Consider the following 10966-nt stretch of genomic DNA (forward strand, 5'->3'; position numbering starts at 1 on the left):
CGTCAGGCGCGGACCAGGCCCTGCTCGCTCAGCACCAGCAGGTACATGTTGTGCGGCGACAGCAGCGCCTGCCGCTGGTACGCCGCCCCGGCGCCCGCGATCTCGGCGCCCGACGACAGCGCCAGGCACCACTTCCCCTTCGCAGCAGTAAGGACCTCGACATGGCAGGTTTCCAGGGTCGTACCCGTCTCAGTGCCCACATGCGTGCGATGTTCTCGACGCACGACGAAGCGGCGCGCACCGGCGTGCCGGTGGAAGAGATCCAGGGGCGGAGGGCCGCCGCCGCTGCCGAGGGCGCGAGCCGCAGGCAGTTCCTGCGCGGTGCCGCGGGTGGCCTGGCGGTCGCCGCGGCCGGCGGGCTCGGCGTCCGCTCGCTCCTGCAGGCTCCGGCGGCCAACGCCGCCACCGCACCCAGAGTGGTCGTCGTCGGCGCCGGCCTGGCCGGCCTGCGGGTCGCCCACGACCTGTACCGCAGGAAGGGCATCGCCGCCACGGTCTACGAGGGCAACACCCGGGCCGGCGGCCGGTGCTGGAGCCTGCGCGGCTTCTTCGACGCGGGCCATGTCGTCGAACACGGCGGCGCCTTCATCAACTCCGATCACACCGCCGCTCTCAACCTGGCCAAGACGCTCGGCCTCAAGACGAACACCGTCAACGGCGGCAACCATGGGAAATACGAGGACAAGTACTGGATCGACGGGGCGCTCTACAGCATCACGGACGCCAACAACGACTGGAAGGTGGTCCAGCCGAAGTTCGCCGCCGAACTGAAGGCCGCCCCCTATCCGCAGACCTACGACAACTACACCGCACGCGGGCGCCAGCTGGACCTGATGACGGTCGACGAATGGCTGGCCGCCAATGTCCCCGGCGGCCTCGGCAGCCGGTTCGCCAAGCTCATGCAGTCCAACGTCCTCTCCGAGTACGGCCTCGACCCCAGCCGGCAGCCCGCGCTCAACCTGATCTATCTGCTGGGCTGGAACAGCCCCGGCTTCCTCGCCCCGATCACCGGAGGCGACGAGAAGTACTCGATCGTCGGCGGCAACGACCAGCTCATCTCCGGGATGATCGGCCAACTGCCGCCCGGCACAGTGCAGTACGGAAAGAAGCTCACCGCGCTCCGGTCCAACGCCGACTCCACGGTCACCTGCACCTTCAGCGACGGCCTGGCCGTGTCCGACGTGGTGGCGGACAAGGTGGTCCTGGCGCTGCCCTTCATGACACTGCGGGACTGCGACCTCAGCGGGGCCGGGTTCTCCGCGCTGAAGACGCGGGCGATCCAGCAACTGGACCTGGGCACCAACGCCAAACTCCACGTGCAGTTCACCAGCCGGCCGTGGGTCGCGCAGAAGTACGGCGGCGTCGCGTACACCAACCCCGACACACTGCAGACGGTCTGGGACGACAGCGTGGGCCAGGCGCTGCCCCAGGGCATCCTGTGCCAGTTCCCCTCCGGTTCCGCCGTGACCACCGGCTGGACGGGCGCGGCCTTCGGCACCGCCCCGGCGGCGCAGGTGAACACCTTCCTGTCCGGGATGGAACCGATCTTCCCCGGGGTGACGGCCGCGTACAACGGCAGGGCGTACCGTGATGTCTGGCACCTCAACCCCTGGTCCAAGGGCGCCTACACCTGCCCCCGCGTCGGCCAGTACACGACCCTGTGGGGCGCCCAGCCCGGTGCCGAGGGCAATGTGCACTTCGCCGGCGAGCACACGTCCCTGGACAACTTCGGCTACCTCGACGGCGCCATAGCCTCCGGCGAGCGGGTGTCGAAGGAGATCGCCCCCTGACACCGGCGCGACCCACGGCGTGGCCCCGGAGCAGCCTCCGGGGTCACGCCCCGCCCCGACAAGCCCCCGCGTCATCGAGACAGACCGGAACTGTGATCGACGTGCGGACCCCCGCAGATCACCGGATCGGGCGTTGACGGAGTTACGGCAGGCCGCCGAGCGCGGCATCCGCGCCGACCTCGCCCGTGTCACGGTCCACGCCACCGACCTCGCCGCGTACCGCGCCCACGCCCCGAACTCGGCCGCTGCTGGCGCCGGCCGGCCGCAGGCCGCCGAGGACCGCCTCGGACCGCTCTTCCGCTACGGGTGACCGATGCCGGTGGTGGACACGACGGCCGGGTCGGCGCGACCGCCTTCGGTCTGCCGGAGTTCGGCGAGCAGTTCGTTCTGGCCTACCAGGAGTTCGGTGAGGATGCGTCGGGCCGCGCGCAGCAGCTCGGCGACGTCGCCGCCGGCGAGCGCGTAGCGGACGGTGGACCCCTCCCGGATGGACACGACGATGCCGGACCGTCGCAGCACGGCCAGTTGCTGCGAGAGGCTGGACGGCTCGATCTCGATGTCGGCGAGCAGGTCCCGCACCGGCACGGGACCGTGCTGGAGCAGTTCCAGGACCCTGATGCGCACGGGGTGTCCGAGCATGCGGAAGAACTCCGCCTTGGCCTGGTAGAGGGGGACTTGCATGAGTGCTCGCTCCCTGCCGCGTCGGGGGTGGTCCGGAGGTGCGACGGCACCCCGGAGGGCGCCGCCGCGGAATGTGCCCTGCACAGCCGATTCTTTTCGCCCCCGGCCGCGCGCATCCACCATTTGGGATCATGCTGATGTGGTGACTTGAAGAAGTCTTCACATCATGGGCGCACGTCGGCCGGGGACACGGGAAAGTCCTAGACCTCGAGTTGTTCCTCGACGCGCTTGAGCTGGTGGCGGGCCATCGCCAGGTTCGAACGGTCTTTGTCCAGAACGAGGTAGAGGAACAGGCCGTTGCCGTTGCGTCCGGTGACCAGGCGGATCAGGTGGTACTGACTGCCGAGCGTGATCAGCACGTCCTCGATCTGGCTCTGCAGGCCCAGCTGTTCCATGGTGCGCACCTTGGCGCGGATGACGTCCGTGTTCCCCGCGGCGGCGATGGTCAGGTCCAGGTCCTTGCCCCCGCCCAGGGTCCCCAGGGCCATCCCGCTGGTGTAGTCGACGACCGCCGCGCCCAGCGCCCCCTCGACCGCGGTCATCATCTCCTTCAGCGACACTTCCACACTTGCCATGCTGCCTCCCCTTGATCGTCCGATCGTCGACTGAGCACGGCGGCCGTCGCCGCCGCGCCCGGTGATCGCACCGTAGGCGCGCGCCTCCGGCGTTCGGGCGGAGGTCTTCAGGAGTGGCGTCCGTTGACCGGAGAATGCCGGGGACGGACGGTTCGGCGACCACAACTGACGGGTTGTGGAGGAAAGTTGATGAAGACGGCATCCCTCGGCGTGGTGTAGTCGATCTCCGTCCCCAGGGCGGCCTGCTGCTCCCCGAGTGCACCCGAACCGGAGGTGTGGCCTCCATCACAGCACTCCTGCTCCGGACCTGGTGGGGTGATCGGCATGTCTGACGGAATCACCTGGCTCGCCGAGCCGAAGTCGATCGATTGGGGCGGCTACAGCGTCGTCATCGCCCAGGACCTCGCGGGAGAGGAACTGGCCAGAAGGGTTGCCGCGACCCGGTTCGGCAGGAACAAGCAGGAACCGCGGTTCATCGGGAACCTCACCGCGCAGCAGACCGAAGACGTCATGGCGGGCCTGTTCGGCCACATCCACGATGCGATCGCCCTGCGCCACGGAGAGATCGACGAATGGGCCTTCGTGGTCCAGCACGGCTTCTGGTACGGGGGGTTCGGGCCCGAGCCTCCCGTGTCACGAGGCGGTGCTCACGTCTTCCATCTCTGGTACGAGGAAGAGAACGGCAAACCCGTGCCGCCCCACTTCGCCTACCAGCATGACGGACGCACCCTGTCCTACTTCAACCTGCATCTGGACGGCTCGTGGGGCTACGACGGAGTCACCGGGGACGACCGGGAGCTCTGTGCGGCCGTCGAAGCGGACCTGACCGCGGCCGGCCTGCCCCTCGACGATCCCGATGAACTGTCGGAGGACCGTGACAGAGTGCACCGCACCTGCCTCGAGGTCATCGAGCGGCGTTTCGGTCTCACCCTGCCCCGTGACCGGATCCTCGATGGCGCCCTGCCCACTGTGCTGATGAAGGCGAATGTCGCCACCTGCCCTTTCTGCGGAACCAAGCAGTCCTGAGCCGTTGAACACCGTCGTGGGAGCCCACCCGGGCCGGTCGCTCGTACCGATGCGGCCGCACTCGCTGAAGCCCGGCTCCGCCCGGCTCCGTGCGTTCACTTCGGCGTGCGGCAGCCGACAAGCCGATGATCGGCGTCGGCGGCGCCGTGCTTCCCGGATGTCCCGCATGTGCTGCGTATCTCGCTCCTCGGCACGGCGTCGAGACCGTGCCACCAGAGGCCCCGTCAGTGCGTACAGCGCCGAGAAGAGCAGGCACCGGGCCGCGAAGTCCCACCCCCACGACCTGTCACCCACCAAGGTCACCACGACGCTCACCACGACCCCTGTCGCACCCGCCGCCCCTGTCCGCTTCCACCATCGCCTCACGGCCGCCGGTTACCGTTCCTGGAGACTGGGCGGGAGTGAGCCCCGGTGCCAGAACTCGTGCTCAGCCGTGTGCCCCGAACGGTTGGGGGCACTCTCCGGCTTCGCCGGGGGCGCCCCCAGGCCGTCCGCTGGACGCGCAACTTGCCGGCGGGCGGCGCCGAGTGGTCTGTGACAGGGCTGTGACCGGAAGTATGGCTTCCGCCACAGCCCCGCCGGGGCCGCTCCTGATCGACTCCGCGCATGCGCAGAGCCACCTCCCTCGTCCTGCCCCTCGCCGCCGTGCTGCTGCTCGGCGGGTGCGGGGTCGAGAAAGCCGGTGCACGGGGCGGTGGTTCGGCCTCCGGCTGTCCCACGGGGGCGCCGTCGGGCCCGTCGGGCGACACCTCGGGCAGGGAGCGGGACGGGGTCAGGATCACCGGCTCGGGCGGTGCCTCCTGCGACGACATCCAGTGGGAGGTCACGAACACCGGGAGCCGTGCCCTCACCTACACCGTCACCTTCAGCATCGTGTCGGACTCCGGAGCCGCGCTGAACAGCGTGGAGCAGACCGTGCCGTCCGTGCAGCCCGGCAGGACCGTACGGCGCACCCTCACGCGCACCGCCATGGGCCCGTACGGGGACGGCACGCCGCCCGCACGGATCCTCAGGGTGCGCAGCGTGCCCGCAGGCGAGGCCCCGTCCACCGGGGGACCGTGCCCGGAGTCGGGGGTGCGTGTCTACGCGGACCAGGGCGACGCCGCGATGGGGCTGCGGGTGGTGGGGCTCCACCTGGAGAACTGCGGCACCGGCCCGTACCGGCTCGACGGCTACCCGCGGCTCCAGCTCCTCGACGAGGACCACGAGCCCGTCGAGGGCGTACGCATCCTGCACGGCGGCAGCGCGATCGCCTCCGGCACCGGGGCCGACGCCCCGCCCCGGCCGCTGACCCTGCGCCCCGGTGAGCGGGCGCGCACGACGCTGGTGTGGCGCAACACCGTCGAGATGGGGGTCGGCGACCCCGTGAACGCCCCCTACGTGCGGACCTGGGCGAAGCCCGGCGCCGCGCCGGTGACGGTCGTGCCGGAGCTGGACCTGGGGACGACGGGGAAGCTCGGGGTCGGCGCCTGGCAGAAGGACGAGTAGGCGGCCCCGGCCCCGCCCCGGGTTCCGACAGCCGCTGACCCATGGTCTTCCCGGCCCCTATGCTGAGGCCATGTCAGAGGAGACGGCCGTACGACGGGCCATCGCAGCGCTGTCCGACTCTCCACACTCCTTGTCCGAGGCGACGGCAGCGCTGCCGGGGACAGCGGGGCTGTGCGCGTGGTGGGCGGCGCCCGACGTCCTGCCGTCGTTTCCCGGGCCGGCGAACTCCGCGGATCCCGGCCACCGGCTCCTCTACGTGGGCAAAGCCACCCGGCTCCGCAGCCGGATCACCTCCGACCACCTGAGACAGTCCGGAAGTTCCACACTGCGTCGAACACTGGCGGGGCTGCTCATGCCCGCCGAGGACTATCGGACGGCATGGACGGCCGACCGGGTGGCCCTCGTGCCGGAGGACGAGGAGCGCCTCACCGTATGGATGCACAAGCATCTGGCGCTCACCTGGACCGAGCATCCCGACCCGTCTGCGGTGAGAGACAGCCTGATCTCCCGACTGTGTCCACCGTTCAACGTCGGCGGTGCGCAGCCGGGCGCCGTGCGTGACGCGGTCGAGGAGGCACGTTCGAGGTACTACCGGAGCGCTGGTCCTCGACCGGCCGGGTGAGGCCGGCACGATGCCCGTTGCGTTCACACATCGGGACGGGGCCATGGAGGACGGCAGCGAGGCCGGCATCCCCTCACTCGTCGCCGAACTCGACGGACCGGTCGACGACGAGCACCCGGACGTGTCGGTCACGGACGGGGCATCCTCCTGGACCGTCTCGGCTTTCCAGGGAGGGGGCCTGGTGCTCGAAAAGCTCGACGACAGCGACGTCGAGCCTCGCCACCTGCCGCATGCTTCGCGCACGGAGATGATCCGGGTGATGGCCATGCTGGCGCGCGGTGACCTGGCCGCTCTCCAGCAGGTGGACTGGCTTCCTGGTGATGAGCAGCCGGCAGGCAGCTGAGCCGGCAGCTCGCCGAAGCCGCCCGTGACGGCTTCGCCACCACGGGCTCGGAGCTCCGCTCCACGTCACGTTCAGGGCTTCGCGGGCGCGCGTGCAGGCGACGAAGAGGACGACGCTCCGCCATGAGCCGGTGATGAGAATGGTCCGCATCCGCCGGTCACGGGTGTCTTCGGCGGACTCCGGACGCAGTCACCTGTCCGCGTCGAGTCTGCCTGACGGCGTTTCATGACCGTGAAAGCAGGTCGGCTCCGGCCGGCCGTCCGGCGATTTCCCGGAGGGCCGACAGGGGGTGTGCGGGTTCGCGGGAGAGGTCGAGGCTGTGCTGGTACAGCCGTACTCCCCGCCCGTTCGGCCTCGCCGTCGTCCCGCGCACCTCGTGGAGGCGTGCGGGCCGCCGTCCGGCCGCGTACACCAGGTGCGCCTCGCGCAGGCCGGGCACGGTGGCGTGGGCGAGCGCCTGGTACAGGTCGGCGTTGAGGACCCCGTCGCCCTTCTCGACCTTGTGCTTGGCGTCGGCGACGGCGGTCGGGGTGCGGCCGTCGCCGGTGCGGACGGCGAGGTCGGGGCGCATCCGTACCAGACCCGCGGTGTCGAGGTGGTGGGGAGCCAGGAGCCGCGCAGGACGGCCTCGGCGAGCCGCAGTGCGGGCCGGTGGCGGGAGGTGAGGCGCGACGGCTGCCGACGCGGCAGTTCCTGCCGCCCGGACCAGCGGCGCGGCGTCGGCGAGACGTACATGCTGACGGGCGAGGCGCCGCCGGACGGCACCGGGGACGCCCGGCAGCCGTAGCAGCCGTAGCAGCCGTTTGGCGGTGTACGCGTCGAGGCGATCCCCACGGGCGGCGTACGGCCGAAGCGCCGCCGGATCTGCTCGGCCTCGCGCAGCCGCCCGCGCACGGCCAGCGCGGACTCCTCGACGTGGGGCGAGGCCTGCGCGACCACCGAACACCTCACGTGCCGGCACGGCCGAGCGACTCGGACGAGGAGTGAGCGACCCTCGTCGGGGTGCCGGGCCACGAGGGTCGCCACCCGTACGTTCGGACCCGCTCACGTGCCCGGACGCGGACCCCGGACCGGAAATGCGGACCCGCATCGGGAATAAAAGTGACTCTTGAACCAGATATGAGTAAGTGGGACGGGAGGTTTCTTCGGCGTACCAGGTATCCGTGTGCAGGACGTCAGCCGTCATCCCGTGCCGAGCCGGGCGGCTGCCGCATCGCCGCACCGCCCGCGGTCCGTCCGAAGAGCCCGCAGGAAGGGAGCGCATGAGCACCACCGTCCGCGACAACCCCGAGCAGAGTCGCTGCGAGATCCGCGACGGGGAGACCCCGGTGGGTTTCCCCGAGCGCGGGATCACCGGCCGGAAGACCGCCTTCACCCCCACGCAGGCCCTGACCCCGGCGCGGGGGAGCTGGTGATGGCGCTACGGAAGAAGAACGACCCGGCCTCCCAGACCCCGGCCAAAGGGAACACACTGGTCGCCCAGCTCTCCGGCCCGGTGCGCGCCTTCCTGAGCACCGAGGCGGGCAGCGTGGGCCTGCTCCTGGCCGCTGTCGTGGTGGCCCTGGTGTGGGCGAACTCGCCCTGGTCGGAGGCCTATGCGTCGCTCTGGGCGACCGACGCCTCGTTCTCGATCGGCGGGGCCAGTCTCTCCATGGACCTGGGGCACTGGGTCAGCGACGGCCTGATGGCCCTGTTCTTCTTCGTCATCGGCCTGGAGGTCCGCTACGAGATCTCCGTGGGCGTGCTGACCGACCGCCGGCGCGTCGTGATCCCGGCCCTGGCCGGGATCGGCGGCATGCTGATCCCCGTGCTGCTGTACCTGGCGGTCGCACCCGGAGGCGAAGCCGTCCAGGGGTGGGGTGTGGTCATCGGCACCGACACCGCGTTCATGCTGGGGGCGCTCACCATCGTGGGCCCCCGGTTCGTCACGCAGCTGCGCGTCTTCCTGCTGGCCATCACCGTCATCGACGACATCGTGGCCGTCGCCGTGATCGGCTTCGTCTTCTCGGAGACGGTCCACCTGCGGCCGCTGCTGGTCGCGCTCGCCCTGTGCGTGGCCCTGGCCGGGCTGACCCGCCTCGGTGTGTGGCGCACGGCCCCGTACGTGCTGATCGTTCTCGCGCTGTGGCTCGCCACCTTCCAAGCCGGCCTCCACGCCTCCATCGCGGGCATGCTCGGCGGTCTCCTCATCCCCGCCCACACCCCCGCACGCCAGGCCGTGGAACGGGCCGTCCGGCTCTTCCGGGCCTTCCGCCAGTCCCCCCGAGCGGACGTGGGCCTGACGGCACGCAGGGGACTCAAACGCGCCGTCTCCGTCAACGAGCGGCTGCAGACGGTACTCCACCCCTGGACGAGCTACCTCATCGTCCCGGTGTTCGCCCTGGCCAGCGCCGGCGTCGACCTGCGCGGCGGCGTCCTGGCCAACGCCCTGACCTCCAAGGTCACCTGGGCCGTCATCATCGGCCTCGTCGTCGGAAAGCTCCTGGGCATCGGAGGCGGCGCGCTGCTTCCCGCCCGCCTCGGCCTGGGCAAGCTCCCGCGCGGTGTCGGCCCGGGCCACGTGGTGGGCGGTGGCGTGCTGTCCGGGATCGGCTTCACGGTCTCCCTGCTGATCGCCGGACTCGCCTTCGAGGACCCGGTCCTACGCGCCCAGGCGACCGTCGGCGTCCTGCTGGCGGCCGTGTTCGCGACGGTCCTGGGACGGGTGGCCTTCCGCCTGGCCGCGGTCCTGCGCGGCGAGACGGACGCCGACCTGCCCCATACGCTCGACCGCCCCGTCGACCCGGCCACGGACCACGTCAAGGGTCCCGTGGACGCACCCCTGACCCTGGTGGAGTACGGCGACTACGAATGCCCCTTCTGCGCCCATGCCACCGGCGTCGCCCAGGAACTGCGGCAGCGGTTCGGCGACCGGCTCCGTTACGTCTACCGGCACCTGCCGCTGCCCGATGTGCACCCGAACGCCGAACTCGCCGCCCGGGCGGCGGTCGCCGCCGACGCGCAGGGACGCTTCTGGCAGATGCACGACCTGCTGTTCACCCAGCAGAACGAGCTCGAGTTCGACGACATCGTCGGGTATGCCGCCCAGGCCGGACTCGACGTCGAGCGGTTCCTGCGGGACCTCGACTCCGAGGAGACGGCCGCCCGGGTACGGGCCGACGCCGCCAGCGCCGAGGCGAGCGGGGCCAGTGGCGCCCCGACCTTCTTCATCGGCGACCGCCGGCACACCGGACCCTCCGACGCGGCGACCCTCGCCCGCGAACTCGAGGCGTCCACCGCCGCCGTGAGCTCGTTGCGGTAGCCCGGCAGTCCGGCCGACCGTCCCGCCCCAGCACACATGAGGGCCGGAGCGGTCGGCCGGCCGCCGTGGGCCTCGGCTCCCTCCGTCCTCCGGTCCTCACCGGCGGGTACGCCGTGCAGGCCCATGACCTGGTCGAGTGCTGCAGAGGCCGACGGCCGGCCGTCTCGCCTCGTCCAGATCCTCTTGTGCGGCCTCCCGCGCCGTTCGCGGAGCGACGAGGACCCGGTCGGCGACCGGGTTCCATGGAGGTCGCGATCATCGAACAGGCCGTCCACATGCGGGACTCCAAGGACGTGAACCGCCCGGCCTTCGCGGTTGGCCGCGAGGGCCGGGGGCGGTTCGTGCGGTTCGCGTCGGAGCGCTGAGCGGCTTGGGGGTGCGCCGTCCGCCGCGCCGGGTGCTGGACGGCGGACGACACGCCTTCATCGCTCCTGAGGTCCTCTGGTCTCATCAACGGGGGCGAAGCCGAGGGCCTCGCGGTTGATGAAACGGTCGCCGAGGCCGGAAGTCCGGGTGGGCTTCGGCTTCTGATCGTCCTCCTCGCGGTGCTCTCGATGCGCCTGATCCAAGCCTCGATCTCCGAGCCCGGCGGCGATGCGCGCGTGGCGGCGCAGCAACCCCCTTCCAGATCCGCACCAGCGCAGGTCAGAGGGGGCCGACGGCATCGGACGATCAGATGTCCCGGAAGAGACCAGCCAGCGTTGGGACCTGCAGCGATGGACGGAAAGGTGCCGCTGACCTGCGCGAATGGTCTTTCGGTTGTTTCACGCTGTTGCCCGTTGATGCAGCCGGAAGTCCCAGAAAAGTCCCAGGGATCCCCCAGTGCCAGCGGACACTCTTTCCGCCTTGTGCGGGCCGTGCGGACGCGTGCACTGCGGCCTTGCGACGGCTACGCGGGACGGAGGCAGGGTGCTGAGGGTGTCGTGCACTCACGCAGTCAAGTGATGCCGCATTCGTCGTCACCCGGAGCCGAACTTACGTCGGGCGGCGGGGCGGTCATCTTGGGGGCGAGCACGATGGTCAGCGTGACTGCGTTGTGGACGTGAAGCTGGTCGGCTCCGCTCTGCTGTGCGATCGAGCGGGCGTCGGTGGCGAGCAGCGCCCGAATGTTGGGGGCGGGGTCCTCGTCGAGGGCGAGGG

Annotated in this window: 15 protein-coding genes; 10 read left to right on the forward strand and 5 right to left on the reverse strand. The window is 70.8% G+C overall.

Annotated elements, in window-relative coordinates; genetic code table 11:
• Positions 1-2 precede the first annotated feature (2 nt).
• Complete coding sequence (locus C1I97_RS21825) at positions 3-200, reverse strand: hypothetical protein (protein WP_111004906.1); 198 nt, start codon at positions 198-200, stop codon at positions 3-5.
• On the opposite strand from C1I97_RS21825, the gene C1I97_RS21830 reads away from it, so the two are divergent.
• Both C1I97_RS21830 and C1I97_RS42995 read left to right on the forward strand, forming a co-directional pair.
• Entirely contained in the window at positions 201-1790 is a 1590-nt protein-coding gene (locus C1I97_RS21830) for a flavin monoamine oxidase family protein (protein WP_181446846.1), read from the forward strand.
• Positions 1791-1923: 133 nt separating this feature from the next.
• The gene (locus C1I97_RS42995) at positions 1924-2100 is read left to right on the forward strand and encodes a hypothetical protein (RefSeq protein ID WP_441349137.1); all 177 of its coding nucleotides are present in this window, start codon (positions 1924-1926) and stop codon (positions 2098-2100) included.
• On the opposite strand, the gene C1I97_RS21840 is transcribed toward C1I97_RS42995, so the two are convergent.
• Positions 2091-2471, reverse strand: coding sequence for an ArsR/SmtB family transcription factor (locus C1I97_RS21840; protein WP_111004908.1), 381 nt, complete (start codon positions 2469-2471; stop codon positions 2091-2093). The genes C1I97_RS42995 and C1I97_RS21840 overlap by 10 nt on opposite strands.
• 200 nt (positions 2472-2671) lie before the next feature.
• Positions 2672-3046 (reverse strand): hypothetical protein, encoded by a 375-nt coding sequence (locus C1I97_RS21845; protein WP_111004909.1) that lies wholly within the window; start codon positions 3044-3046, stop codon positions 2672-2674.
• Between the two features lie 324 nt (positions 3047-3370).
• Between C1I97_RS21845 and C1I97_RS21850 the strand changes: the two genes are divergently transcribed.
• From C1I97_RS21850 to C1I97_RS39315, 4 genes are all read left to right on the forward strand, one after another.
• Entirely contained in the window at positions 3371-4072 is a 702-nt protein-coding gene (locus C1I97_RS21850) for a hypothetical protein (RefSeq protein ID WP_146608258.1), read from the forward strand.
• A gap of 606 nt (positions 4073-4678) precedes the next feature.
• Positions 4679-5560 (forward strand): DUF4232 domain-containing protein, encoded by an 882-nt coding sequence (locus tag C1I97_RS21855; RefSeq protein WP_111004911.1) that lies wholly within the window; start codon positions 4679-4681, stop codon positions 5558-5560.
• A gap of 70 nt (positions 5561-5630) precedes the next feature.
• A complete protein-coding gene (locus C1I97_RS21860) occupies positions 5631-6182 on the forward strand; it encodes a GIY-YIG nuclease family protein (protein ID WP_111004912.1) in 552 nt (183 codons plus the stop codon).
• A gap of 43 nt (positions 6183-6225) precedes the next feature.
• Positions 6226-6525, forward strand: coding sequence for a hypothetical protein (locus C1I97_RS39315; RefSeq protein ID WP_146608259.1), 300 nt, complete (start codon positions 6226-6228; stop codon positions 6523-6525).
• A 223-nt stretch (positions 6526-6748) separates the two neighbouring features.
• Here the strand turns inward: C1I97_RS39315 and C1I97_RS41620 are convergent, their stop codons facing one another.
• Complete coding sequence (locus tag C1I97_RS41620) at positions 6749-7096, reverse strand: McrC family protein (RefSeq protein ID WP_258382679.1); 348 nt, start codon at positions 7094-7096, stop codon at positions 6749-6751.
• Positions 7097-7120: 24 nt separating this feature from the next.
• Between C1I97_RS41620 and C1I97_RS41625 the strand changes: the two genes are divergently transcribed.
• The 4 genes from C1I97_RS41625 (at position 7121) to C1I97_RS39320 (ending at position 10191) form a co-directional block, all read left to right on the forward strand.
• Entirely contained in the window at positions 7121-7312 is a 192-nt protein-coding gene (locus C1I97_RS41625) for a hypothetical protein (protein ID WP_258382680.1), read from the forward strand.
• Positions 7313-7787: 475 nt separating this feature from the next.
• Positions 7788-7940, forward strand: coding sequence for a hypothetical protein (locus C1I97_RS40045; protein ID WP_181446847.1), 153 nt, complete (start codon positions 7788-7790; stop codon positions 7938-7940).
• On the forward strand, positions 7940-9826 hold the full coding sequence (nhaA, locus tag C1I97_RS21875) for a Na+/H+ antiporter NhaA (protein ID WP_111004913.1): 1887 nt from the start codon (positions 7940-7942) through the stop codon (positions 9824-9826). Before C1I97_RS40045 ends, nhaA begins: the two co-directional genes overlap by 1 nt.
• Positions 9827-10068: 242 nt before the next feature.
• The gene (locus tag C1I97_RS39320; protein ID WP_146608260.1) at positions 10069-10191 is read left to right on the forward strand and encodes a DUF397 domain-containing protein; all 123 of its coding nucleotides are present in this window, start codon (positions 10069-10071) and stop codon (positions 10189-10191) included.
• Between the two features lie 572 nt (positions 10192-10763).
• Here C1I97_RS39320 and C1I97_RS40050 read toward each other — a convergent pair.
• A partial coding sequence (locus C1I97_RS40050; protein ID WP_181446848.1) for a hypothetical protein occupies positions 10764-10966 on the reverse strand: 203 nt, incomplete at its 5' end.

The sequence above is a fragment of the Streptomyces sp. NTH33 genome (genome assembly GCF_003236365.1).
GTDB lineage: Bacteria > Actinomycetota > Actinomycetes > Streptomycetales > Streptomycetaceae > Streptomyces.